Origin of the sequence: Flavobacterium sp. 20NA77.7, assembly GCF_031326205.1 — a bacterium.
Taxonomy (GTDB): domain Bacteria; phylum Bacteroidota; class Bacteroidia; order Flavobacteriales; family Flavobacteriaceae; genus Flavobacterium; species Flavobacterium nakdongensis.
Genome location: NZ_CP133721.1, coordinates 2,162,635 through 2,186,968, shown reverse-complemented (window position 1 = coordinate 2,186,968; position 24,334 = coordinate 2,162,635). Strand labels below are relative to the sequence as shown.

The 24,334-nt window shown below is 32.0% G+C and carries 25 protein-coding genes; 16 read left to right on the top strand and 9 right to left on the bottom strand.

What is annotated here, in order from left to right:
• The first annotated feature begins 85 nt into the window (after positions 1-85).
• Both RF683_RS09740 and RF683_RS09735 read left to right on the top strand, forming a co-directional pair.
• Positions 86-718, top strand: a complete 633-nt coding sequence (locus RF683_RS09740) for a hypothetical protein (RefSeq protein WP_309532096.1) — start codon at positions 86-88, stop codon at positions 716-718.
• A 4-nt stretch (positions 719-722) separates the two neighbouring features.
• Positions 723-2,600 carry a hypothetical protein gene (locus RF683_RS09735; protein WP_309532095.1) on the top strand — a complete coding sequence of 626 codons (1,878 nt, stop codon included), beginning with the start codon at positions 723-725 and terminating at the stop codon, positions 2,598-2,600.
• 32 nt (positions 2,601-2,632) lie between these two features.
• Here RF683_RS09735 and hemF read toward each other — a convergent pair whose 3' ends face one another.
• The 6 genes from hemF to hemA are packed head-to-tail and all read right to left on the bottom strand — an operon-like array spanning position 2,633 to position 7,824.
• Positions 2,633-3,556 (bottom strand): oxygen-dependent coproporphyrinogen oxidase, encoded by a 924-nt coding sequence (gene hemF / locus RF683_RS09730; protein WP_309532094.1) that lies wholly within the window; start codon positions 3,554-3,556, stop codon positions 2,633-2,635.
• Positions 3,546-3,953: a hypothetical protein gene (locus tag RF683_RS09725; RefSeq protein WP_309532093.1), complete on the bottom strand. Its 408-nt coding sequence runs from the start codon at positions 3,951-3,953 to the stop codon at positions 3,546-3,548. Before RF683_RS09725 ends, hemF begins: the two co-directional genes overlap by 11 nt.
• Positions 3,953-4,978: a uroporphyrinogen decarboxylase gene (gene hemE, locus RF683_RS09720; protein WP_309532092.1), complete on the bottom strand. Its 1,026-nt coding sequence runs from the start codon at positions 4,976-4,978 to the stop codon at positions 3,953-3,955. The genes RF683_RS09725 and hemE overlap by 1 nt, the downstream gene beginning before the upstream one ends.
• Positions 4,971-5,645: a uroporphyrinogen-III synthase gene (locus RF683_RS09715; protein WP_309532091.1), complete on the bottom strand. Its 675-nt coding sequence runs from the start codon at positions 5,643-5,645 to the stop codon at positions 4,971-4,973. Before RF683_RS09715 ends, hemE begins: the two co-directional genes overlap by 8 nt.
• 2 nt (positions 5,646-5,647) lie before the next feature.
• On the bottom strand, positions 5,648-6,571 hold the full coding sequence (hemC, locus tag RF683_RS09710) for a hydroxymethylbilane synthase (protein ID WP_309532090.1): 924 nt from the start codon (positions 6,569-6,571) through the stop codon (positions 5,648-5,650).
• The gene (hemA, locus tag RF683_RS09705) at positions 6,568-7,824 is read right to left on the bottom strand and encodes a glutamyl-tRNA reductase (RefSeq protein ID WP_309532089.1); all 1,257 of its coding nucleotides are present in this window, start codon (positions 7,822-7,824) and stop codon (positions 6,568-6,570) included. Before hemA ends, hemC begins: the two co-directional genes overlap by 4 nt.
• A 228-nt stretch (positions 7,825-8,052) precedes the next feature.
• Between hemA and RF683_RS09700 the strand changes: the two genes are divergently transcribed.
• From RF683_RS09700 to RF683_RS09680, 5 genes are read left to right on the top strand one after another with little or no spacing between them, the layout of a single operon-like run.
• Positions 8,053-8,925 (top strand): AraC family transcriptional regulator, encoded by an 873-nt coding sequence (locus RF683_RS09700; protein WP_309532088.1) that lies wholly within the window; start codon positions 8,053-8,055, stop codon positions 8,923-8,925.
• Positions 8,926-8,932: 7 nt separating this feature from the next.
• The gene (gene hemH / locus RF683_RS09695) at positions 8,933-9,952 is read left to right on the top strand and encodes a ferrochelatase (RefSeq protein ID WP_309532087.1); all 1,020 of its coding nucleotides are present in this window, start codon (positions 8,933-8,935) and stop codon (positions 9,950-9,952) included.
• A gap of 2 nt (positions 9,953-9,954) precedes the next feature.
• Positions 9,955-10,500 (top strand): CopD family protein, encoded by a 546-nt coding sequence (locus tag RF683_RS09690; RefSeq protein WP_309532086.1) that lies wholly within the window; start codon positions 9,955-9,957, stop codon positions 10,498-10,500.
• A 49-nt stretch (positions 10,501-10,549) separates the two neighbouring features.
• Complete coding sequence (locus RF683_RS09685; protein ID WP_309532085.1) at positions 10,550-11,962, top strand: ATP-binding protein; 1,413 nt, start codon at positions 10,550-10,552, stop codon at positions 11,960-11,962.
• On the top strand, positions 11,962-12,744 hold the full coding sequence (locus tag RF683_RS09680; RefSeq protein ID WP_309533170.1) for an enoyl-CoA hydratase/isomerase family protein: 783 nt from the start codon (positions 11,962-11,964) through the stop codon (positions 12,742-12,744). The genes RF683_RS09685 and RF683_RS09680 overlap by 1 nt, the downstream gene beginning before the upstream one ends.
• A gap of 35 nt (positions 12,745-12,779) precedes the next feature.
• Here the strand turns inward: RF683_RS09680 and RF683_RS09675 are convergent, their stop codons facing one another.
• The 3 genes from RF683_RS09675 to RF683_RS09665 all read right to left on the bottom strand — a co-directional run bounded on the left by RF683_RS09675 (position 12,780) and on the right by RF683_RS09665 (position 17,610).
• Positions 12,780-13,376 carry a lipoprotein signal peptidase gene (locus RF683_RS09675; RefSeq protein ID WP_309532084.1) on the bottom strand — a complete coding sequence of 199 codons (597 nt, stop codon included), beginning with the start codon at positions 13,374-13,376 and terminating at the stop codon, positions 12,780-12,782.
• 113 nt (positions 13,377-13,489) lie between these two features.
• Positions 13,490-14,677: a hypothetical protein gene (locus RF683_RS09670; RefSeq protein WP_298660085.1), complete on the bottom strand. Its 1,188-nt coding sequence runs from the start codon at positions 14,675-14,677 to the stop codon at positions 13,490-13,492.
• A 122-nt stretch (positions 14,678-14,799) separates the two neighbouring features.
• Positions 14,800-17,610, bottom strand: a complete 2,811-nt coding sequence (locus RF683_RS09665; protein ID WP_309532083.1) for a TonB-dependent receptor — start codon at positions 17,608-17,610, stop codon at positions 14,800-14,802.
• 182 nt (positions 17,611-17,792) lie between these two features.
• On the opposite strand from RF683_RS09665, the gene RF683_RS09660 reads away from it, so the two are divergent.
• The 9 genes from RF683_RS09660 to RF683_RS09620 all read left to right on the top strand — a co-directional run bounded on the left by RF683_RS09660 (position 17,793) and on the right by RF683_RS09620 (position 24,303).
• Positions 17,793-18,482: a response regulator transcription factor gene (locus RF683_RS09660; protein ID WP_309532082.1), complete on the top strand. Its 690-nt coding sequence runs from the start codon at positions 17,793-17,795 to the stop codon at positions 18,480-18,482.
• Positions 18,483-19,529 (top strand): sensor histidine kinase, encoded by a 1,047-nt coding sequence (locus tag RF683_RS09655; RefSeq protein ID WP_309532081.1) that lies wholly within the window; start codon positions 18,483-18,485, stop codon positions 19,527-19,529.
• Between the two features lie 95 nt (positions 19,530-19,624).
• Positions 19,625-20,299 carry a tRNA (guanosine(46)-N7)-methyltransferase TrmB gene (gene trmB / locus RF683_RS09650; protein WP_309532079.1) on the top strand — a complete coding sequence of 225 codons (675 nt, stop codon included), beginning with the start codon at positions 19,625-19,627 and terminating at the stop codon, positions 20,297-20,299.
• Positions 20,299-20,928, top strand: a complete 630-nt coding sequence (locus tag RF683_RS09645) for a hypothetical protein (protein WP_309532078.1) — start codon at positions 20,299-20,301, stop codon at positions 20,926-20,928. The genes trmB and RF683_RS09645 overlap by 1 nt, the downstream gene beginning before the upstream one ends.
• Positions 20,929-20,930: 2 nt before the next feature.
• The gene (locus tag RF683_RS09640) at positions 20,931-21,254 is read left to right on the top strand and encodes an MGMT family protein (RefSeq protein WP_309532077.1); all 324 of its coding nucleotides are present in this window, start codon (positions 20,931-20,933) and stop codon (positions 21,252-21,254) included.
• A gap of 136 nt (positions 21,255-21,390) precedes the next feature.
• A complete protein-coding gene (locus tag RF683_RS09635; RefSeq protein WP_309532076.1) occupies positions 21,391-22,527 on the top strand; it encodes an Mrp/NBP35 family ATP-binding protein in 1,137 nt (378 codons plus the stop codon).
• Between the two features lie 76 nt (positions 22,528-22,603).
• Positions 22,604-22,843, top strand: coding sequence for a NifU family protein (locus RF683_RS09630; protein WP_298660072.1), 240 nt, complete (start codon positions 22,604-22,606; stop codon positions 22,841-22,843).
• A 73-nt stretch (positions 22,844-22,916) separates the two neighbouring features.
• Positions 22,917-23,969: an NAD(P)/FAD-dependent oxidoreductase gene (locus RF683_RS09625; RefSeq protein ID WP_309532075.1), complete on the top strand. Its 1,053-nt coding sequence runs from the start codon at positions 22,917-22,919 to the stop codon at positions 23,967-23,969.
• Position 23,970: 1 nt separating this feature from the next.
• Entirely contained in the window at positions 23,971-24,303 is a 333-nt protein-coding gene (locus tag RF683_RS09620) for a 2Fe-2S iron-sulfur cluster-binding protein (protein ID WP_309532074.1), read from the top strand.
• Positions 24,304-24,334 lie beyond the last annotated feature (31 nt).

The following is a 24,334-nucleotide window of genomic DNA, read 5'->3' as shown; positions in this document are numbered from 1 at the left end:
TTAGGTGTAAAGTTACAATTTTTTCATGAATTCATTATTTTTAAAAAGAACTGAAATCATAAATAAATAATTCTATTTTTGTAGTATGAAAAAAGCAATTGTATTACTAGCATGTTTTTTATTAACGGGCTGTTTTGAAATAACAGAAGTACTAAAACATAAAAAAGACAATAGCGGCGATTATAGTTTAGTAATCGACTTTTCAGCATCTTGGATTAAAGTTAGAACGGCTATTGCGCTAGGAGAAGTTGACGGAGTTAGTATTCCTAGTGAAGAAGAAATAAAGTCTAAATTAGCTAATTTTAGAAATAAGGCTTCAAAAATTAAAGGCGTTTCTAAAATTTCGTCGAGTTATGATTTTAAAAATTATATATTTAAAATGAATTTTTCGTATAATTCTATAGAAACACTTAACAAGGTGCTCAACAGTTTAGACAAAAAAAGTAAACATGTTCATTTTAAAGCGGATAATGAAAAATTTGAACGAATAGCCGCTTATGCTTTTCCTGCCAATCTCATTAAAGACGAAGATAAAAAAGAAGATTTATTAAAAGCAAATATCACAGCTATTTACACATTTGATAAAGACATAGCTTCGGTACAAAATACGGGTAGTAAAATTTCTAAAACAAAAAAAACAGTTGTTTTAAAACAAAATATTTGGAGCGTATTAAAAAACACTGCTCTTATGAATAATTCCATTACACTCACACCTTAAAAACATGAAAAAAGCCTTTTATTTTTTAGTTCTTTTACCCGTTTTCTTAATTGGTCAAAGCAACCTATCGAAACACGATTATTTCATTCAATTTAATATGTCAAAATTTGCCGACAAAGTAAGTTTAGATAGTATGTTTAATCACGATACATTCAAAACGTTCAACAAACAAGAATTGAATTATAAATTAAAAGATTTGATGTCTTTTATGGATCAATCAAAAGCAGTTGTTATGCATGGAAATATTACAGATAGTATTCCGTATTATCAAATTTCTTTCCCTATTAAAGACAATAAAGACCTAAGCGCTTACTTTTTTGATAGAGTTGCTGAAGAAAATAATAATGCATATGATACACTTAAAACCCAAATAACTTGTGCAAACTCAATAAATGCATCAAAATATTGTTATTATACACCCAAAAACAGTTCTTTTACAATAGGATGGAATAATGAACATCTAGTTATCTATGAATTAACAGGAATCACAACTACCCAATATGCTTTAGACTCTCAAGCAGAATATGCAGACACAACCGCCGTGTTAGTAGAAGAAGCACCTGACGAATATGTGTCGGATGATGTACAGGAGACAACGACAGATGCGCCAATAATTAGTGAAGAAAAAACAAGCGAAGAAGTAGACGAACAAGTTGCTGTACCGGTAGAAGATACTGAACAAGAAGAGGAAGATGATGAAGAATACATAGCCTATTTAGAGTCAATGAAAAAAGCGCAACAGGAAGAAAGAAATAAAAAAATAGCTAAGCAAGAGATTCAGTTAGATGCCTTATTTAAAAACGGATTTGTTATGCCTGTTTCTAGTCAAGTTAATACAGATTCGGCTATTTCAATGTGGCTAAATTATCAAGCTATCTATGAGAAATTTGCATCAATACCCTATTTGTTTAAAGGTTATAAACCAAATTTAGCATCGGCTGAAAAAACAGCTAGTATCAAGGGAATGAATGCCGATTTCTATTTTGAAAATGATAAAGCAAAAATGGTGCAAACAATAGAATACGCGCCGTCTTTAGCAACTATTATGCAAAAAATAATTGCTAAAAAACCAAATAAAAATGTCTTTAATTATTTTCCTAAAAATGAACCGTTAGGATATATGACTTATCATTCAAATACAGAAGAAGTGTTGAAAAATTATCCCCAAATTATGGATCAATTTTTAGCCACTATGCCTTTTGAAAGTGAAGATAGAGAAATTATAACCGATTTATTTAGCACACTTATTGATGAAAAAGCATCCGCAACACTTTTTGATGGTGACTTTTCAATGTTTCTTCATGCGGTAGAACAATATGAATCAACCTATACAGTGCCTGCTTACAGTGATGATTATGAAGAAAAAGCAGAGGAACGAAAAATCACAAAAACCAGACCTGTTTTTACGTTTATTATGACCTCCTCTCATCCAACAATGAGTGAAAAACTTTTAAATTTAGGAGTTCGTAAAAGAGTATTAACTAAAGAGAATAATTATTATGTTGTTACTAAAACAGAAGATTTAGGGAACGTAGTTATTTTTAAAGACAAAGACGTTTTGGTTCTGACAAACGGACTAAATTATTTAAATAATGGTTCAAAATCCGCATTTGCTAAACAAGTAAAAAAAGAACTTTCAAACAATTATTTTGTTGGAAATTTTGATATAGCGCAATTTATGAACAGCTATTTCGTAAATCAGAATTTAGGTAAAGACCAAGAAAAAATGATGAAATTAAGTAATCAGTTTAAAAATATAAAATGCTATTCCTCAAATAAAATAAGTGATAATAAAATGACATTTGAAATGGAACTTAATTCTAACTTTAATGACAAAAATATAATTATACAAACGTTAGACCTGGTAAAATTTTTAAAATAAGACCTAAAAAAAGCTCCTTTTAAGGAGCTTTTTTATACCCAGTTTATAGGTTTTTCTAATACGATTATTAATTTTTCTTCTTCGCTTCCTATCTCAGGATGATGGTCATAATGCCATTGCACGTGAGGCGGCAAACTCATCAAAATCGATTCAATTCTTCCGTTGGTTTTTAAGCCAAATAACGTGCCTTTGTCGTGAACCAAATTAAATTCGACATAACGACCACGGCGAATTTCTTGCCAAGTGCGTTGCTCAGCTGTATAAGGCAAGTCTTTTCTTTTTGCTACAATTGGTAAATAAGCATCAAGGAATGAATTCCCAACTTCAGTAACAAAATTGTACCAATCTTCCATTGATTGTTCTTCGGTCGCTTTTAGATAATCGAAAAATAAACCTCCAACTCCTCGCGCTTCATTTCTATGTGCGTTCCAAAAATAATCATCGCATTGTTTTTTGTATTTTGGATAAAAATCAGGATTATGTTTATCACAAGCTGTTTTACACGTTTGATGAAAATGTATCGCATCTTCTTCAAACAAATAATAGGGCGTCAAATCTTGTCCGCCACCAAACCAACTATTAATTACTTTCCGTTCTCCTGTACTGAGTTCTGTCGAAGTATCGTACATTTCAAAATAACGCCAATTGGCATGCACCGTTGGCACCATTGGGCTTTTAGGATGAATCACCAAACTCAATCCGCAGGCAAAAAAATCGGCTTCGCCTACATTGAATAATTTTTGCATCGAATCAGGTAATTTCCCGTGAACCGCTGAAATATTTACGCCACCTTTTTCAAAAACATGCCCGTTTTCAATCACACGTGTTCTTCCTCCGCCTCCTTCAGGTCTGTTCCAAAGATCTTCACGGAATTTAGCAACGCCATCAATACCCTCTAATCCTTTACAGATTTGATCTTGTAGGGTTTGTATGTAGGTGTAGAATTTATTTTTCATTTTTCTCATTATACATTTTTATTGAAATAATGACAACAAAAGTCAGAATTACAATATTTGGAAATACATATTGTGACAATTGTTCTAAACTTCCTTTACCAGATAGAATTCTTCTCGAAAGATTAGTCATTTCTTCATCAAAAAAGAGAAACATATTAAACCCTAAAAATCCCAATCCAAGTAAAATCAAATTCAATTTGTAATATTTTTTTTTCAGTCCTCGTAAAAGCGATATCAATCCTAAATAGCCACTAATACCTAAAAACATTTGAATTAAATAACTAATTTTTCCTGATAAAGCAGCGCCAAATATACCAGAGATCAAAATCATAATTAGCAAAAAGGTTGCTGGAATAATTCCTAACAAAATGAATAATATGTAATAAACTTTTCTCATTATTTACCATACTCCTTTACGGCTTCGACAAATGCTTTTGCGTGATCCACAGGAATATTTGGTAAAATTCCGTGACCTAAGTTGACGATGTAATTGTCCTTGCCAAATTCATCAATCATTTCATGTACCATTTTTTTGATGGTTGGAATTGGCGAAAGTAAACGACTCGGATCAAAATTTCCTTGTAATGTAATGTTTCCTCCTGTTAAATAACGGGCATTTCTTGGCGAACAGGTCCAATCTACTCCTAAAGCCGAAGCTTTTGATTTTGCCATTTCGCCTAAAGCAAACCAACACCCTTTTCCGAAAATAATAACTGGAGTTATTTCTGCTAAAGCTTCAGTAATTTGATTGATATATTGAAATGAAAATTCTTGATAATCTTTAGGAGAAAGCATTCCTCCCCAAGAATCAAAAATCTGAATGGCATTACAACCTGCTTTTACTTTTTCTTTTAAATACAAAATCGTCGTATCGGTAATTTTTTGTAACAAAGTATGCGCCGCTACTGGATTGGAGAAACAAAATCCTTTAGCCGTATCAAAACTTTTAGAACCTTTTCCTTCCACTGCATAACAAAAAATCGTCCATGGTGAACCAGCGAAGCCAATCAATGGCACCTCATCGTTCAACATTTCTTTGGTCAATTTAATCGCATCAAAAACGTATCCTAACGTTTCGTTGACATTTGGAATAAATACTTGATTCACTTGCTCCATAGTACGAATTGGATTCGGAATTATCGGCCCTAAATTGTCTTTTAATTCTACGTGAATACCCATCGCTCGTGGTACGACCAAAATGTCCGAAAACAAAATGGCAGCATCAGGTTGCACAATACGAATGGGTTGCACGGTGATTTCAGCTGCTAATTCTGGTGTTTCGCAACGCGTAAAGAAATCGTATTTGTCACGCAAAGCTCTAAATTCAGGTAAGTATCTTCCCGCTTGGCGCATCATCCAAACTGGTGGACGCTCTACTTTTTCGTTATTTAAGGCTCTTAAAAAAAGGTCGTTTTTAATCATTTTTTGTTGATTTAAAATAATGTATGCATTGAATAATTACGTTTTCAACCGTAGGCTGATTTGCAATTACAATGTTTTTTGAATAGGCTTCAACCGCTTTTGCTGTAGTAGTTCCAATGCAAAAACAGCATTCGTCTGTAATTTCATTTTCTTTTATAAAACTTGTAACCCCAGATGGACTGAAAAACAGAATGCCATCCATTTTCGAATTAATTTTTAGGGGCGTTTCAATAGTTTTATAAACTTCAATAATTTCATGTTTGATGCTTTTTTCTCTTAAAAAATTGGGAATCGTGTTTAACCTTGATGTACCACAGAAAAAAGTAAAGCTATTATTCATGTATTCGTTTTCAATACTTCCAATTAATTCGGCAGCTTCAGGCTGAAAACAAACTACAGAAAAACCATTTTCGAGTAGTATGTTTTTCGTTTTTTCGCCTACACAAATTACAGGTTTATGAATGAACTCCTCTTTATGGGTAAGAACGTTAAGAACGGCATTTTGACTCGTAAAAATTAAAATATCATTCGTGTTTTTGATTTCAAAAGCAATGGGTTGAATATGAATAAAATCTTCGTCAATTACTTTAAAATTAGCATTTAGCAAGTATTGTTTTTGATTGTGAGCCAATTTTTTAGTTGCTAGTATGCCGATGCTTTCTTTCACAGTTACTTTTTTAATTGTGTTTTAATTGTGTTCATTAGTTCTTTACCACCATTTTCTAAAATTTCGACAGCGCAGTTGTGTCCTAGTTTTTTCCAATCTTTTAGTTCAAAATTTTTATCAATTTCAATTTTTTCTTTACCATCTAAACTGAATAATGAACCTTTAAAATGCAACACATCATCTTTTTCATTATAGGTTACTAATGCGCCAATAGGAGCGGTACAACCTCCTTCTAACGTTTTTAAAAATTGGCGTTCAATGTAGGTGCAAATTTCTGTTTCCACATGATTAATTTCAGCTAACGCATTTAAACAATAGGTATCTTCAGCCGATGTGACAACCATCATAGCGCCTTGAGCAGGAGCGGGAGTCATCCATTCTAAATTGATATAATGCTCAGGTTTTAGATTAATTCGTTCTAAACCAGCTGCTGCAAAAATAGCTCCTTGCCAAGCATTGTCTTTCAGTTTTTGCAGACGTGAATTTACATTTCCTCTTAAGTCCACTGTGGTGTGCTGAGGATGCTTATGTAGCCATTGTGCTTGACGACGCAAACTTCCGGTCGCAATGGTCGCATTTTTTTCTAAAAAGTCTAAATTCCCTTTGTGAACTAAAATGTCTGTAGTGTTTCCTCTTTCTAAAACGGCCGCCTGAACAATTCCTTCAGGTAAGGAAGTGGGTACGTCTTTCATGGAATGAACCGCAATATCAATTTTTCCTTCTAGCAAGGCAATGTCTAACGTTTTAGTGAAAATTCCTGTAATACCAAGTTCATATAAAGGTTGGGTGACTTGTAAATCTCCTTCCGATTTAACAGCAACAATTGTAGTTGAATAACCTAGGTCATTTAGTAATTTTTCAACTGTATGTGCTTGCCAAAGTGCTAGTTGACTGTCTCGGGTTCCTATTCTTATGTTTTTTTTCATTTTGTTGAGGTTTCGATATGAAAAACACGTTCAATCCATTCTATACTTTCTTCCACGGCTGTGTTTTCATCTTTTAAGTGATTGGCAAAATGGCTTGTGATTTTTTGAATGATGCGAGCAGTTATTAATTCGGCTTGCGCTTCATCAAAATTAGCTAATTTCTTTTTATGATGATTTACTTCGGCTTCTTTAATTGCATTAAGTTTTGCTTTTAAAGCATGAATAGTAGGCGCATATTTTCTTCCTTTTGTCCACGTAATAAATTCTTCTTTAATTTCTGAAATAATTTTTTCGGCAGCGGGAATATGTTTTTTTCTGTTTTCTAATGTCTCATCAGTGATTTGTGATAAATTATCAAGATGTACGAGCGTTACATCTTGAATATCTTGCACGTTTTCATTTACGTTTTTAGGAATAGATAAGTCTAAAATTAATAAGGGTTTTTTTAATGCTAAAATAGATTTATCAATTGTTGGATTTTGTGCACCTGTAGCTACCACTAATACGTCAGCTTTTTGAATTTCTAATTGTAAATCGGCATAATCTTTTACAATGAGGTTTAGTTTTTTAGCCAATTTTTCTGCCTTATCTTTTGTCCGATTAATTAAGGTGATTTGTTCGTGCTTGGTGTGTTTTACTAAGTTTTCGCAGGTGTTTCTACCTATTTTTCCTGTTCCAAATAATAAAATGTTTTTGTGTGCAATATCTGCAACATTTTTAAAAATATATTGTACAGAAGCAAAGGATACAGAAGTAGCTCCTGAAGATAGTTCAGTTTCATTTTTTACCCTTTTACTGGCTTGAATTACTGCATTTATTAATCGCTCCATATAGGCATTAGCAAGACCTAAGCTTTTGCTTTGCACAAAACCACTCTTGATTTGGGCAATAATTTCAAAGTCTCCTAAAATTTGACTATCAAGTCCAGTTCCTACTTTAAATAAATGCGTTATAGCTTCTGTGCTTTTATACACGTAGGCCACTTTTTGAAAATCTTCTACGGTACCTTGACTATTGTCGCACAATAATTTAATTAATTGAAAAGGATGCTGTGCGAAACCATATAGTTCAGTGCGGTTACATGTTGAAATAGCAATAACACTTTCAATGCCTTCGTTTTTTGCCTGATGTAAAACTTGCATTTTAGCGTATTCATCTAAACTAAAATTACCTCTAATTTCTGCGTCTGCTTTTTTGTAACTTAATCCTACAGCATAAAAAGAAGTATGTTTAACTACATTTGTATGGTTCATATTTTCGCTCGTCCTAAAAGTGACACAAAAGTAAATTGATTAAAAAGGAAAAAGTAACGCTAAAAGTACTTTTTGTGTCGTTTCGAGATTTTTTAAAATAATCTGACCTTAAACAGTTATTTTATTTTAAATTTGCACCAAAATCAATTCGTTTGATTTCTTTTGTTTAGAATCGTTTTAAATAAAAAAGCATTCAAAACCAAATAAATAGATTAAAAAAACAACGCTATGAGGTCTTTTGAAGAACTAAACATTGAACAGGATTTTACCATTTTGCGTTTTCAAAATGATACGGAAATTACCGAACGTTTTGAAAAACAAGTCGAAACAGGTTTAATTCAATTTCATTTTAATGTAAAAGGAAAAGGAAAATTTATTTTTAATAACGGTAATTATGCGTTGGAATTAAAAGAAGAAAAAGCTTTACTGTTGTATAATCCCCAGAAAGAATTGCCTTTACATTTAGAAATTTCTCCCAAATCGTGGGTTATATCAGTTCTCGTTTCCATTAAAAAATTCCATGCTCTTTTTTCATCTGAAGCTGAAGTAATTCCATTTTTAAGTCCTTCTAATTTAGAAAAAAAATATTATGGAGAGGAAGATATTACCCCTTCAATGGCAATTGTATTGAATCAAATTTTTAATTACAATCAAAATTCGAGTATTAAAAATTTATATTTAAAAGGCAAAAGTTATGAATTACTTAGCTTGTTTTTTAATAGTAATGAAGATCCTAATGCCGAGTATTGTCCTTTTTTAATTGATGAAGAAAATGTTTTAAAAATTAAAAAAGCAAAGGAATTAATTATTTCAAATATGGCAGAGCCACCGGGTCTGCAAGAATTAGCCGATTCAGTAGGTATTTCGTTAAAAAAATTGAAAGTGGGATTTAAGCAAATTTATGGCGACACAGTTTTTAATTTTTTATTTGATTATAAAATGGATTATGCTCGAAAAATGTTAGATTCTGGCACGTATAATGTAAATGAAGTAGGCTTAAAAGTAGGTTACAGCACTTCGAGTCATTTTATTGCTGCGTTTAAGAAAAAATTTGGCACCACCCCTAAGAAGTATTTATTATCATTAAGTATAGCAAAATAAATAGAAGATGAAAAAAGGCGTATTATTAGTTAATTTGGGTTCACCAGACAGTACAGCGACTAAAGATGTAAAAAAATATTTAGGAGAATTTCTAATGGATGAGCGCGTAATAGATATCCCGTATTTAGTAAGAGCATTATTAGTTAAAGGAATTATTTTAAATACTAGGCCAAGAAAATCGGCTAAAGCATATAGAAAAATTTGGTGGCCCGAAGGTTCGCCATTAATTGTGTTGTCAAAACGATTACATAAAAAAGTACAAGAGAAAATAGAACTTCCTGTAGCATTGGCTATGCGATATGGTAATCCTAGTTTAGAATTTGGATTACAACAATTAGTAAATCAAGGAGTTACAAATGTTATGATTGTTCCATTATATCCACAATTTGCTATGGCTACTACTGAAACTATATTGGTTTTAGCGCAACAATTGGTTGAAGAAAAATTTCCTACGTTACAACTTGAAAGCCTGCCCGCCTTTTATAATAAAAAAGAGTATATTCAAAATTTAGCAGCCTCAATTCAAGAATACAAAAATTCTTTTCAACCAGACTATATTTTGTTTTCTTATCATGGTGTACCTGAACGACACATTAAAAAATCGGATGTAACAAAAAGCCATTGTAAAATAGATGGTCAATGTTGTATTACATCTTCCGCTGCCCATGAATTTTGTTACCGTCACCAGTGTTATGAAACAACTAGACAAGTAGCAGAAGCTTTAGGTCTAGAAGAAGGAACTTATAGCACTTCATTTCAGTCAAGACTGGGTCGAGACCCTTGGTTACAACCCTATACAGATGCCACAATTGATGAATTGGCACAAAAAGGCATAAAAAAACTAGCTGTCGCCACACCTGCTTTTGTTTCAGATTGCTTGGAAACATTGGAAGAAATTGGCATGGAAGCCGCTCACAGTTTTAAAGAAAATGGAGGAGAAGATTTTTTAGCTATACCTTGTTTAAATGATAGAGAGGATTGGGTGGCAACTTTAAGTAATTGGATTAAAGATTTTCAAAATAAATAAAAATGGAGCAGTTGTATCTTTACTTAAAAGCCCTTCACCTTATTTTTATAGTTACTTGGTTTGCCGGATTGTTTTATATGGTGCGGTTATTTGTGTATCATGCAGAAGCCAAACAAAAAGAGGAGTCCGAACAAAGCATTTTAATTAAGCAATATCAAGTTATGCAATACAGGTTATGGTATATTATAACTTGGCCTAGTGCAATATTAGCGAGTATTTTTGCATTTTTAATGTTGCATTTGAATAGTGGCTTATTATTTGCGACTTATTTTCAAGTTAAATTAGTTTTTGTATTTTTATTGTATTGCTATCATTTCAAATGCCATCAGATTTTTTTAGCTTTACAAAAAAATGAAGTACAACACACGTCTAATTTTTTTAGAATTTGGAACGAAGGCGCAACGCTTATCCTTTTTGCAGTAGTTTTTTTAATAATTGTAAAAAGTGCCATCAACTGGATTTTTGGTGTTATAGGTATCGTTATATTTTCGATGGTATTAATGTTAGGATATAAGTTATATAAAAAAATAAGAGAAAAACGTGATTAAAGGGTTTAAAAAACATGCTTTTACACTTCGCCAAAGGATTTTTTTGTCGATGCTTTTTCTTACTGTTTTTTCATCGGTATTAATATCAGTCGTATCGCTTATTCATTTTAGATATGAAGCCAAAGAATATCATGAAGAACGCTTGTCTAGAAAAGAAAATGCTATAAAAGAACACATTGATTACATTTTACTTAATACAGATCAATTCGTTACGGCAAAAACAATTTCAGTTTTATTCAAAGACCGAATTCATGAACTTTCAGATATTCATAGTTTAGAAATTAATTTTTATGATTTAAAAGGAAGATTGTTAATTTCCTCAAAAACAGCATTAAAAAAAGGTAAACGCCTGCCAAAATTGTCTAAAAAAATTCTAAAAAAATTAGAAACTTCTAATGAAAAAAGGATTGTAGAAACAAATGAAGAAGCAAATGGTACTGTAGTTAAAACGTCATATACTTATATAAAAGACGCCAATTTAAAGAACATTGCCATTTTAAATATACCTTATGTTGAAAACAGTGATTTTTATGATGAAGAAGTTCGAAATTTCCTTTCAAGATATGCACAAGTTTATTTCGCTATGCTTGTTTTCTCAATTTTGTTGTCTTATTTTTTATCTAAAAACATAACCAAATCACTTACTCAAATTTCGCAAAAATTAGCCTTAACGAAATTGAATCAGCGCAATGAAAAACTAGCTTTACAACCAGGGAATCATGAAATTAATTCATTAATTCTTTCGTATAATTTAATGGTTGACAAATTAGAAGAAAGCGCACAAAAATTAGCACAAAGCGAACGAGAACACGCTTGGCGAGAAATGGCTAAACAAGTGGCACATGAAATTAAAAATCCTTTAACACCAATGAAGTTAACGGTTCAAAATTTCCAAAGAAAATTTAATCCCACGGACCCTCAGAATGTTCAAAAACTAAATGATTATTCCGAAACTTTGATTCAGCAAATAGATACAATGACAGCTGTTGCAAGTGCTTTTTCAAATTTTGCGTCTATGCCACTTCAGCAAAATGAATTAGTAGATGTGGTCAAAATAATCAAAATGGCCTTAGAGATTTTTAATGAAGAGTATATCTTATTTAACTCCAACGAAACGGTAATATTTGGTAATTATGACAAATCGCAGTTAATTAGAATTACTACTAATTTAGTTAAAAATGCTATTCAAGCTATTCCTGAAGAACAAGAAGAAAAATTAGTTGTAGTTCAATTAATAAAATCAAATAATTCTATTATATTATCAGTTCAGGACAACGGAGTAGGTATTGAAAATGAACAAAAAGAAGTGATTTTTGAGCCAAAATTCACTACAAAATCTAGTGGAATGGGTCTTGGATTAGCTATTATTAAAAATATTGTAGAAAATTATAACGGAACTATAACGGTAAGTACAGAACGTGGTAAAGGAAGTACATTTAGTATTGAATTGCCATTAAATTAATTAGTATGAAAAATATTTTAATTGAAAAAGAAGAAAATGTAGCTATTGTTACAATCAATAGACCTACAAAATTAAATGCATTAAATAAGGCTACAATTGAGGAGCTACATCATGCCTTTAACGAGTTAGATAACGACAAAACAATAAAAGCAATTCTTGTTACAGGAAGTGGCGAAAAAGCCTTTGTAGCAGGAGCAGATATTGCTGAATTTGCTCATTTTTCTGAAACAGAAGGAAAAGAATTAGCAGCAAAAGGTCAAGCATTGTTGTTTGATTTTGTTCAAAATTTAGGCACTCCGGTAATTGCAGCGGTTAATGGATTTGCTTTAGGTGGCGGTTTAGAATTAGCTATGTCTTGTCATTTTAGAATAGCTTCAACAAATGCAAAAATGGGGTTGCCTGAAGTTACTTTAGGGGTTATTCCTGGTTATGGAGGCACACAACGTTTAGCACAATTAGTTGGTAAAGGTCGTGCCATGGAATTAATCTTAACAGCATCAATGATTGATGCAGAAACAGCAAAGAGTTACGGTTTAGTTAACCATGTAGTGACTCAAGAAGAATTACTTTCTTTTTCAAAAGGCATAGCTATAAAAATAGCTTCTAATTCAAGTGTGGCTATTGCAAAAGCTATTGCTTCAATAAATGCAAATTATACAGATGGTAAAAATGGCTATGAAGTTGAAATTTCAAATTTTGGAGCTTGTTTTGCTACAGAAGATTTTAAAGAAGGAACAACAGCGTTTTTAGAAAAAAGGAAAGCGAATTTTCCTGGTAATTAAAAAAAGCCCCGATATTAATCGGGGCTTTTTTTAGTTTATGATTGAAAACATTTTTTATTAAAGACTAATAAAATTCCGAAACCTGTTGAAATAGCAAAATCAGCTACGTTGAATATGGCATTAAAAAAAGAAGCTTCTTGTCCGCCCCAAATAGGAATCCAACTTGGCAAAACACCTCGCCAGATAGGAAAGTAAAACATGTCAACTACTTTTCCATGAAAAGCCGTTCCGTAAGGTTGGTCGCTAAAAATTGTAGCGACTTGTTGAGTTGTACTTTCATTAAAAATAACACCATAAAAAACAGAGTCAATAATATTGCCTATTGCACCTGCCAAAATGAGAACAATAGCTACACGTAAATAATTAGACGCATTTTTCTTCACACTGTCCCAAAGCCACCAAATGATTCCGCCTACTGCTACAATTCGGAAAAGGGTTAAAAACAATTTGCCATAATCGCCTGGTAATTCAATTCCCCAAGCCATCCCTTCATTTTCAATAAATTTGATTTGAAACCAATCAAAAACGGTTACCTCATCAAACATTTTAAAGTTTGTTTTTACATATACTTTACTTGCTTGATCAATTAGTAAAATTAGGAAGACAAATAAATAGGCTTTTTTAATGCTCATATCAAAATAGTTTCTGCAAAAATAAGGTTTATTTTTATATGTAAAACGCTCAATTAAACGAAATAAAAAAAAGCGGTAAAACACCGCTTTTTTTATGTATATTTTTTGTGTTATTATTGTAATAAGCTAACTCCCTCTACTGTTGACCAAGTTCCATTGGTTAAAACAGACCCTGTAGCTGTATTAGATGTTGTAAATTGGCCTGTTGGAAAAGTAACAGATATAGCACTTGAAGCTCCGGCTATTTGTTGACTTGTATTTGTGATTTTTAAATTGGTTAACTTAATTTTAGAACTATTAACTTGATTTGTGTTTGTCGTTGCATCTTGAATTTTACAAGCAGCCCCTTGATAAGTAGTTGTAGTTTCAGTATAATTACCATATCCATCAATAATTACATTGTCAAATTCTCCGTTTCCTTCTCTTTTAAATTGGAATGCATCTATTTGTACATCACCAACTACTTCAGGAACACAGCCAGACATTCTTTTTAAAGTAACACCGGTTACTTTAGGCCAATATGCGTTATTGTTTAAAGAACATTCTATTTCCATTCCAAAATTACCTTTTCCAACTTGAATTGCAGTCCAGTTTGAATTATTTTGTCCTCTCCAGCCATCTTGCCAATCAAAAGCATCGTCAAAGTTACCATATGAAATAGCATTTGTCATACTTACGGTTCCACCAAAAAACTCAAAGCCATCATCCGCCCCTTTATAAGCAACTAAGTGGTCTAAAGTTGTTCCCGAACCAACAGAATAAAAAGTAAATGAGTTTGTTTCTTTTTGTCCGTCAGCAATTTTTTTACCAGCGTATTCTACACGGACATATTTTAGAATGCCACGGTTATCTGTAGCATCTGTTCCGCCATAAGTTATGTTTGAACCATCTTCAGATAAAGCAGTTGAAGCTCCTCCTGCAGCATTTATAGGAGCATCACCTACTAACATAATTCCACTCCAAGAACCAGGTACTTTTGATACTTCTGTAAATACAATTGGCGCATCAGCAGTACCAACTAAATTGATAGTTCCTCCGTTTTCAACGATTAGCCCATTATCTGTAGCTAATGTTTTATCTATTCGAATTGTGCTACCCGCAGCAATGGTTAAAGTTGCACCGTTTTTAACCCTAACAACACCTTGTAATGTGTAATTTCCATAAGCATAATTTACATTTCCAGTGATTTCACCGCTGATTACTCCACTAACCGGAGTGTTGTTTTCGTCTTCAGCAATGTCTTTTGAACAACTCACTAAAGCCAAGCTTAAAATTGACAAGCAAACAAATAATTTTTTCATTTTTAGAGTTTTAAAATTTATGTTACAAATTTGACTTATTGTTGTTAGTTCAAGATTTAGTAATGATTAACAAAATTTTATTAAATAGGTGGAATGTTAATTTACTATTAATCTCTTAAAAATTAAAAGGTGTATGAAAAGCTCATTGATAAACCTATCCCCCTTTTAAAATCTTTATAAATTTTTGAATTTTCAATGAAGCTATTTTTACTTTCATTGCCAAGTTCTAATTTTACATTCGGATTTAAAATATTGTCTGCTGCTAGTTTAAAATCTATATGGTCATTAATTTTGTTTGACCATACGATGTCTAATTTTTGAACAGGCATTTCATAGATGTGATCTAAACCATTTGAACCAACAGAGAAAATTCGTTTTCCAAAAACATTATAAACGGTTGAAATTGTAGCATTCCATTTTTTAGATAAATTGAAAGCATATTTTATGTCAGAATTGACTAACCAATTAGAAGCGCCTTGCAATTGTCTTTTATTTTCACCTTTTGCAAAAACATTTTCAATATTATCCATTAATTCACCATTAATAGGATTGGTTATTTTGTCAGCTATTGTTACTTGAGTCTGCATAAGTGTGCCATTAAAACCGATTGAAAGACTTGATAATTTTTCACTTATTCTTTTGCAGTCTAATTTAATTTCACCTTCTACACCATATAATAATGCTTCTTTTGAATTAGTATATGAAATCATTGGCCCTCCTGCAGAAGCAATGTATATTTTTTCAATAGGATTGTTTATTTTTTTTCCAAACGCTGATAGACTTATCATTTCGGCTGCAGTTGGGAATAATTCATATTTAAAATCGACATTAAAATTTTGGCTATTTTTAAGGAACGTATTTCCTTGAATCGTTTCGCCTTCAGGATCTACAATTTGTATAGGATAACCTTCCATAGAAATAGGCTTCGTGTAAGTAAGAGAAGAAGCAAACCTTAAATTAGTTAAATCATTAAGTAGGTATTTTACGTTTAATGAAGGTAAAATATAAGATTTAGAAGTAGTTACTTCTTTAAATTTATTTGATGCCGTACCGTCTTTGTAGAAAGAAGTTTGATTAAATGATTCAATTCTAACCCCCACATTAGTATTCCATTTTTCATTAATATTGTAAATAAAATTTCCATATGCTGCTATTGTTCTGTCTTTTACTTTTGCTTTCCAGTTGTAAGCACTTTGTTCTATGTAGAATAACCTTTTGTTTAGATCAGCATCATTTAAATCAATCATGATTTGGTTGTTTACATTTTCTAAATTTAAGGTATATGTATTGTAATTTGTGTTTTGATTTAAATTTAAAAAACGATAACTTGAACTAATTTCATTCTCGTTAGCATTTACCCCAAAAATCATTTTATTATCTTTTCCAAAAGAATGGTTATATTCTAAATAACCTGACATAAAAATGTTATTGTCAATATTTAAATATTGTCTTAAGAAATTATTTCCGCCATATCTGTACGATATTGTTTGGTCAGGATTAATAATTCCGGAAAAAGAATTAATATCAGGAAGACTATAAATTGTTTTTACAGCTGAAACACCTGCTTTTAATTTTGAATTTCCATCATTTGACAATTTATATTCACTCATTAATTGCCCATTGATGTAATCTGTTTGTTCATACTTGTTTACATAAAGGAACGCGTTTGGTGTATTTACTTGAGCATTTAGCACGCCAGTTGAGGTAGATATTTCACTACTTGATGATTTTAAATAAAGAATATTTGTTGCCACATTTAATTTTTCAGAACTATAGTTTAATCCTAAAATTGCAGATGAATTTGTTTTATAATTAAATGTTTTTTTAAGTAAATTGTTGCTAAACTGCGAATATTGTCCAGGTTGAAAAGTTCTTCTTAAGCCCTCACGATATTGATAGCTGTTGTCAAAATTTAAAGAAAAGAGATAACTTAATTTTGCAGCACCCATATTAAATTTATCACCATGTAATATACCATAACTAGAATTTAGTGGACTTCTACTTTTTACGGGAGCTAATGAGCTTTCAAATATTTTTTGAGCTTTTGCACCGTCAACGCTTTTAGAAGTAGGAGTAGCGCCAAAATAAGTAGGTAAGTTTCTATAATTTGACTCAAAACCAAAATATCCAAATCCTTTTTGAGAATTTTCGGTAAAGTAAAAATCTTTTAAATTATTATTTGTAACATAACCTATTCCAGCCGAAATTTTTGTAATAGGTTTAGCAGGTTTTGTAGTAGTTTGAACATTAAAAGTAGCTCCGGCAAAATCTCCATAAACATTGCTACTAAATGTTTTGTACGTGTCAATCACATCAACAACATCTGTTGGAATAAGATCTAAAGGTATCATTTTGTTAAACGGGTTATTTGTAGGTGTGGCTAATCCGTTTAGTAACAAATTTGTATATCTTCCTTCTAGCCCCCTAACAAATATACCTCTAGATTCAACTTTTGTAATACTAGACATTTTGGTTAATCCTTCTTCTACATCACTAATGCCTTTTCTTGACATTTCCTGAGCGCCAATACTTTGTTTAATTTCAACCGCTTTTTGCTGCTCTTTTAACAAAGCAGTTTCGTTTGTTTTCTTTACAGAAACTTTAACTACAACCTCATCAATTTTTGAAGCGTTTTCTTGTAAATTACATGTAAAATTTTGTGTTTGTCCAGCTACTAATACAACTGTTTTTTCTTGTGTTTTGTATCCAACAAATGAAACTACAAGTGTAAAGTTTCCTGGTTTTGCCAATAATTCATATTTCCCAGTAGCATCTGTATCTGTTTTGTAGCTTGTCCCTTTTAAAAAAACGGAAGCAAGTTCAATAGGTTTTTTAGTGTCTTTATCTAAAACAAAACCAGTTATTTTAGCATTGTTTTGCCCATAACTTAACACCATAAATAAAAGCCCAAAAAGTAAATGTGTAATTTTCATGTAGTTGAATTTATTTTGGTGCAAAATAACTCTTGAAAAATTATGCTATTGTTATTGCTAAGTTATTAGTAAGTTTGTAAAAAGTTAAGTAATCGTTAACATATTAAATTACGGTTAAGTCCATTTTTTGTATAGTTTTTATGGTTAACTTTACCAAAAATTGAGTGAAATTTCATTTACAAATGAAGAAAAAAGACATCAAAATATTATTGGTTGACGACGAACCCGATATTTTAGAAATTGTTGGTTATAATCTTTCTCAAGCAGGCTATCAAATAGCCACAGCTACTAATGGTAAAGAAGCAATTAAACAAGCTAAAAAAATCATCCCTCATTTGATTATTATGGATGTCATGATGCCCGAAATGGATGGCATGGAAGCTTGTGAACATATAAGAGAAATCCCAGAATTAAAAGACGTAATCATTACTTTTTTAACGGCTAGAAGTGAAGATTATTCACAAGTGGCAGGGTTTGAAGTAGGGGCGGATGATTATATTGCAAAACCTATAAAACCTAAATTACTAATAAGTAAAGTAAAAGGATTGTTAAGGAGGTTAAAAGAAGATGAGCCTTTAGAACCCAGTTCCTCAATTAATATAGGTGATTTAATTATCAATAGAGAAGAATATAAAATTGTATATAGCGGAAAAACGATTATTTTACCAAGAAAGGAATTTGAATTATTATATTTGTTAGCTTCTAAGCCAGGAAAAGTATTTACTAGAACAGAAATTTTAGATAAAGTTTGGGGAAATGAAGTAATCGTAGGCGGTAGAACTATTGATGTTCACATTAGAAAATTAAGAGAAAAAATTGATGACGAACTCTTTAAAACTATAAAAGGAGTTGGGTATAAAATGGAGTTATAAATGGGTTTAAATTTTAAAAAATCATATAAATTTGCTTTTAAATCTGCTGTTTACATTACTTTTTTTGTAACAGGCTTTTTAAGTTTATATCATTTTTTTATAACAAGTTTACCATTTTTGTTTTTGTATATAGCGCCTTTAAGCGTGCTATTATTTACTTTTTTTTTATTACAATATAGAGTTGAAGTGTTTATTTATAAACGCATCAAAAAATTATATGACGAAGTTTCCTTGTTAGAAGCAACATCCTTAACAAACAAAACAGTTACAACAGATATTACTTCTTTAACAAATGACATAAGAAATTTTGCTAAAGAAAAGAAAATAGAAATAGAATCTTTAAATATTCGCGAAGAATACCGCAGAGAATTCTTAGGAAATGTTTCTCACGAATTAAAAACGCCTCTTTTTACCGTTCAAGGCTATTTAGATACACTTATTGAGGGTGGTGCAATAAAAGATAAAGAATTAAGAAAAAAATACATTGAACGCGCATCAAAAGGGGTAGAACGCTTGATAAATATTGTTCAGAATTTAGACATGATAACAAAGTTTGAATCAAATGATTTGAATCTTGAACTTACAAAATTTGATATTATCGCTGAAATTCAAAACGTTTTTGATTTACTTGAAATGAAGGCAGATAAAAAAAATATCATGTTAATGTTTGATGAAAAATATACCTCACCTATATATGTTTATGCCGATAAAGAAAAAATTCAGCAAGTTCTAACAAATTTAATCATGAATTCGATTAAATACGGTAAGGATAAGGGTACTACAGAAGTTTGCGTGGAAACCATAGCTAAGAATAAAATATTAGTTCGTATCCAAGATAACGGTGAAGGCATTGATAAACAAAATGTCTCTCGTATTTTTGAACGTTTTTTTAGAGTAGATAAAAGTGGTGCGCGCTCAGAAGGCGGTAGTGGTTTAGGTTTAGCTATTGTTAAACACATTATCGAAGCGCATCAAGAAAAAATCTTTGTTCAAAGTACACTAACAAAAGGATCTGAATTTTCTTTTACACTTCCGAAAAGCAAATAACTTACTATTTTCTAGTCAATTCACGCTTGCCGTCATTTTCTCGTACAGATTTTGGCTTAAATTTTATACTTTTACCAAAAATTAATTTAAGTAGTGTGGGAAGTAAAAATAAACTGAAACGATTTAACGAAAACGAGAACTTTCATAACGTAATTCAACCAACTAGAGAAGAGGTTGTTAACCAAAAATTAGCTTTAAAAGGAAATTGGAATAAAACGTTTTTTAAAAACGAAAATCCTATTGTTTTAGAGTTGGGTTGTGGAAAAGGCGAATATACAGTAGGTTTAGCAGAACGTTATCCCAATAAGAATTTTATTGGTATTGATATCAAAGGCGCAAGATTTTGGCGAGGAGCTAAAACGGCCGTAGAAAACAGCATGAATAATGTGGCGTTTTTACGCACACAAATTGAATTAATTGAACATTGTTTTGCTGAAAACGAGGTGTCTGAAATTTGGATTACATTCCCAGATCCTCAAATTAAATATAAACGCACAAAGCACAGAATGACCAATACCCAATTTCTGCAACGCTACAAAAAAATTCTTGCCCCTAGTGGTTTAATGCACCTCAAAACAGATAGTGAGTTTATGCATGGCTATACCTTAGGATTGCTTCACGGAGAAGGGCATGAGGTGTTATATGCTAATCATAATATTTATAAAAATGAAGGTGCTCCCGCTGTAGTTACAGCCATTCAAACCTTTTATGAAAAGCAATATTTAGAAATCAACAAACCCATTACCTATATTCAGTTTAAGATAAAATAATGACGTTATTGTTTGTTTTTGCATTAGCAATTTTCTTTTCAAGCATTGGTGTTTTACCTCCAGGGATGCTAAATATGACTGCAGCAAACATTAGCATGAAACAATCTCATTTTCAAGCAAAAAAATTTATAAATGGCGTATTGCTTGTGGTGGCTTTACAAAGTTTTTTAGGCTATTATTTCGCAACTTTTTTAGAACAAAACCCTGAAGTGATGCGAAACTTGAAGATTGTCGGAAGTAGTATTTTTTCTATTCTCACTATTTTTTTCTTAGGCAAAGGAATTCAAAGTGTCTTGCATTCTCATAAAATTGATACACATACAAAAATAAGTAAGTTACCTCCTTTTTCTCACGGGTTGTTACTTTCTGCTATAAACGTTTTCCCAGTTCCATATTATGCTTTTTTAAGTCTTTATTTTTCTGCTTTTATTCCTTGTTTTTTTTCTCTTCCAATAGGAATTTCGTTTGTTGTTGGAAGTGTTTTAGGAACCGGTTTGGTCTATCATATTTACGCTTATTTCTTTAAGAGATTTGAAACTAAAATGACTTTTTTCAGCAATAATATCAATTTTATTATTGCTGTAATAACAGGTTTGGTTGCCATTTTAACTTTTTATACTTTAAAATAGGTATGCAAGCAGATGAAAATTTTTTTCAAAGAGTATATGCTGTTGCCCGACAAATTCCCGAAGGCAAAGTAACCTCTTATGGCGCCATTGCCAAAGCTTTAGGAACAGCACGTTCGGCAAGAATGGTAGGCTGGGCCATGAATGCATCTCATCAATTAGAAGACGTTCCAGCGCATCGGGTAGTAAATAGAAAGGGACTTTTGTCTGGTAAGCATCATTTTCAAGGAACAAATTTGATGCAACAACTATTAGAAAATGAGGGTATAAAAGTAGTGGACAATAAAATTGTTGATTTTGAAAAACATTTTTGGGAACCTAAAATGTAGACTTAAAAATTGTATTGATTATTCTTATAGTGCGATATAAACTTTAATTACTTAAACTTTTATACTTCCTAAACTTCTTTATATCTTTGCAATCTAAATTCAGTCTTAATAAATAACTGAAAGTAAAGAGCATACCATGAAACTAGACAGAAAGGAAATCTTAGCAGCATTAGAAACTATTTCTATTGCTGGCGAAGGAAAAAATATGGTGGAAAGTGGAGCCATTCAAAATGTACTAACTTTTGGAGACGAAGTGGTTGTTGAGCTTGTTTTGTCTAACCCTGCGCTACACATAAAAAAACGCGCTGAAGTTGATATTATAAAGGTTATACACGAAAAAGTGTACGAAAAAGCAAAAGTAAAAGTAAACATAAAAGTAACTACTCCCGAAAAAGAAGATGCACCAACTATTAAAGGAAAAGCTATACCCGGGATAAGCAATATTATTGCAGTTTCTTCTGGAAAAGGAGGGGTAGGAAAATCGACCATTACAGCAAATTTAGCTGTTTCATTAGCTAAAATGGGTTTTAAGGTAGGTGTTCTAGATGCAGATATTTACGGTCCGTCTATGCCTATCATGTTTGATGTAGAAAATGCTAAACCCATATCGGTTGAGGTAGATGGAAAATCTAAAATGCAACCCATTCAAAGTTATGGTGTAGAAATTTTATCTATTGGCTTTTTTACTAAACCCGATCAAGCTGTAATTTGGAGAGGACCTATGGCTTCAAAAGCATTAAATCAAATGATTTTTGATGCAAATTGGGGTGAAATAGATTTTATGCTGATTGATTTACCACCAGGTACCGGAGACATTCATTTGTCAATTATGCAATCCTTACCCATTACGGGAGCAGTTGTAGTTAGTACGCCTCAAGCTGTAGCCTTGGCAGATGCAAAAAAAGGCGTTTCAATGTTTCTGTCTGATGCCATTCAAGTACCTGTATTAGGAATAGTTGAAAACATGGCTTATTTTACTCCCGAAGAATTACCAACTCATAAATATTATATTTTCGGTAAAGAAGGTGCTCGAAATTTAGCCGCAGATTTAGAGGTGCCATTTTTAGGTGAAATCCCATTAGTTCAAGGAATAAGAGAAGCAGGAGATTTTGGAAGACCTGCTGCAATGCAAGAAGATACACCTTTAGCTAAAGCATTTGAAGATTTGGCCAGAAGTGTAGTACAAGAAACCGTAAATAGAAACGAACACTTGCCGCCTACAGAGGCTGTAAAAATTACAACTATGGCAGGCTGTTCGGCTGTAAAAAAATAGTATTCAGTTTTACAATCTCAGTTTACAGTTTAAGCTGTTTACTGCGACTGAAAATTGCGACTAAAAACTAAAAAATATGACAACAGAAGAAATTAAACAAAATGTTGAAAAAGCACTAGACGAAATCCGCCCATTTTTAAATTCAGATGGAGGAAATATTTCTTTAATTGAAATTATTGATGATATACACGTAAAAGTACGTTTAGAAGGAGCGTGTACAAATTGTGGTTTTAGCATGAGTACCATGAAAGCAGGTGTAGAAACAACAATAAAAAAATATGTTCCACAAATTGAAACAGTAGAAAACGTAGCTTAATGTATAATTATGATTTTTATCATAATTATAGTTACCCACACTTCGTTACTTTGCTACTTTCAAATTTATTAAAATGATTGAAACAGATATTCTTATAATTGGTGCCGGACCAACAGGCTTATTCACTGTTTTTGAAGCCGGACTTTTACAATTAAAATGTCATATTATAGATGCTTTACCTCAACCAGGAGGTCAATTAGCAGAATTGTATCCTAAAAAACCTATATTTGATATTCCAGGTTATCCTTCTGTTTTAGCAGGAGAGTTAGTGGATAATTTAATGGAACAAATTAAGCAATTTCAACCTGGATTTACTTTGGCCGAAACTGCTGAAACAATAGACAAACTAGAAGACGGAACGTTTATTGTAACTACAAATAAAGGGACTAAACATCATGCTAAAGCAGTCGCTATTGCAGGAGGATTAGGTACTTTTGAACCTAGAAAACCAGCGATAGAAAACATTGCTTTTTATGAAGAAAAAGGAGTTGAATATTTTGTGAAAAATCCAGAACAGTTTAGAGCAAAAGACATTGTAATAGCTGGCGGGGGAGATTCAGCTTTAGATTGGAGTATTTTTTTAGCCGATGTAGCAAAATCAGTTACGTTAATTCATAGGAGAAATGAATTTAGAGGAGCGTTAGATTCTGTTGAAAAAGTTCAAGAATTAAAAAAATCGGGGAAAATAAATCTTATTACACCCGCCGAAGTCATTGCCATTCAAGGCGAAAACCACGTTGAAAGCATTACGTTAGATAGTGATGGCAAACACCATCAAATCAAAACAGATTATTTCATTCCGTTATTTGGGCTTACCCCAAAATTAGGCGCTATTGCTAATTGGGGTTTAGAAATTGAAAAAAATGCGATTAAGGTTAATAATGCATTGGATTATCAGACGAATATCGACGGAATTTATGCTATTGGCGACGTAAACATTTATCCAGGAAAATTAAAATTAATTTTATGTGGTTTTCACGAAGCTACATTAATGTGTCAAAGCGTTTACAATAGAATTAATCCAGGGAAAAGATACGTATTAAAATACACTACGGTTTCTGGAGTAGATGGTTTTGATGGTACAAGAAAAGAAGCAGAAAAAGCCGTTGTAAAAGCAATAGAATAATATGCCACAAGACGTAACTATTTTTATAACCGACAGAAACGGAGTGCGACATGAAGTACTGGCTCCAACAGATATGAGCATGAATGTAATGGAACTTATCCGTTCTTATGAATTGGCGGAAGAAGGAACACTAGGTATTTGTGGAGGAATGGCCATGTGTGCGTCTTGTCAATGTTATGTTTTAAATGATGTGATACCATTAGACAGAAATGATGACGAAGAAGCCATGTTAGCAGATGCTTACCACGTGAAACCGAATAGTCGATTAGGATGTCAGATTTTGATTGCGGAGGACTTAGAAGGATTAGAATTAGAAATAGCACCAGAACAATAATAAAAAAACCCTGAATATTCAGGGTTTTTTT

Excerpts from the sequence above, each read along its gene's own strand:
- RF683_RS09690 (WP_309532086.1), top strand. The coding sequence starts at position 9,955 with ATGGAGCAGTTGTATCTTTACTTAAAAGCCCTTCACCTTATTTTTATA.
- RF683_RS09675 (WP_309532084.1), bottom strand. The coding sequence starts at position 13,376 with ATGAGCATTAAAAAAGCCTATTTATTTGTCTTCCTAATTTTACTAATT.
- hemA (WP_309532089.1), bottom strand. The coding sequence starts at position 7,824 with ATGAACCATACAAATGTAGTTAAACATACTTCTTTTTATGCTGTAGGA.
- RF683_RS09735 (WP_309532095.1), top strand. The coding sequence starts at position 723 with ATGAAAAAAGCCTTTTATTTTTTAGTTCTTTTACCCGTTTTCTTAATT.
- RF683_RS09645 (WP_309532078.1), top strand. The coding sequence starts at position 20,299 with ATGACGTTATTGTTTGTTTTTGCATTAGCAATTTTCTTTTCAAGCATT.
- RF683_RS09685 (WP_309532085.1), top strand. The coding sequence starts at position 10,550 with ATGCTTTTTCTTACTGTTTTTTCATCGGTATTAATATCAGTCGTATCG.
- RF683_RS09640 (WP_309532077.1), top strand. The coding sequence starts at position 20,931 with ATGCAAGCAGATGAAAATTTTTTTCAAAGAGTATATGCTGTTGCCCGA.
- RF683_RS09670 (WP_298660085.1), bottom strand. The coding sequence starts at position 14,677 with ATGAAAAAATTATTTGTTTGCTTGTCAATTTTAAGCTTGGCTTTAGTG.
- RF683_RS09655 (WP_309532081.1), top strand. The coding sequence starts at position 18,483 with ATGGGTTTAAATTTTAAAAAATCATATAAATTTGCTTTTAAATCTGCT.
- RF683_RS09630 (WP_298660072.1), top strand. The coding sequence starts at position 22,604 with ATGACAACAGAAGAAATTAAACAAAATGTTGAAAAAGCACTAGACGAA.
- hemH (WP_309532087.1), top strand. The coding sequence starts at position 8,933 with ATGAAAAAAGGCGTATTATTAGTTAATTTGGGTTCACCAGACAGTACA.
- hemF (WP_309532094.1), bottom strand. The coding sequence starts at position 3,556 with ATGAAAAATAAATTCTACACCTACATACAAACCCTACAAGATCAAATC.
- RF683_RS09665 (WP_309532083.1), bottom strand. The coding sequence starts at position 17,610 with ATGAAAATTACACATTTACTTTTTGGGCTTTTATTTATGGTGTTAAGT.
- RF683_RS09700 (WP_309532088.1), top strand. The coding sequence starts at position 8,053 with ATGAGGTCTTTTGAAGAACTAAACATTGAACAGGATTTTACCATTTTG.
- RF683_RS09660 (WP_309532082.1), top strand. The coding sequence starts at position 17,793 with ATGAAGAAAAAAGACATCAAAATATTATTGGTTGACGACGAACCCGAT.
- hemC (WP_309532090.1), bottom strand. The coding sequence starts at position 6,571 with ATGAAAAAAAACATAAGAATAGGAACCCGAGACAGTCAACTAGCACTT.
- RF683_RS09740 (WP_309532096.1), top strand. The coding sequence starts at position 86 with ATGAAAAAAGCAATTGTATTACTAGCATGTTTTTTATTAACGGGCTGT.
- RF683_RS09625 (WP_309532075.1), top strand. The coding sequence starts at position 22,917 with ATGATTGAAACAGATATTCTTATAATTGGTGCCGGACCAACAGGCTTA.
- RF683_RS09635 (WP_309532076.1), top strand. The coding sequence starts at position 21,391 with ATGAAACTAGACAGAAAGGAAATCTTAGCAGCATTAGAAACTATTTCT.
- hemE (WP_309532092.1), bottom strand. The coding sequence starts at position 4,978 with ATGATTAAAAACGACCTTTTTTTAAGAGCCTTAAATAACGAAAAAGTA.
- RF683_RS09620 (WP_309532074.1), top strand. The coding sequence starts at position 23,971 with ATGCCACAAGACGTAACTATTTTTATAACCGACAGAAACGGAGTGCGA.
- RF683_RS09725 (WP_309532093.1), bottom strand. The coding sequence starts at position 3,953 with ATGAGAAAAGTTTATTACATATTATTCATTTTGTTAGGAATTATTCCA.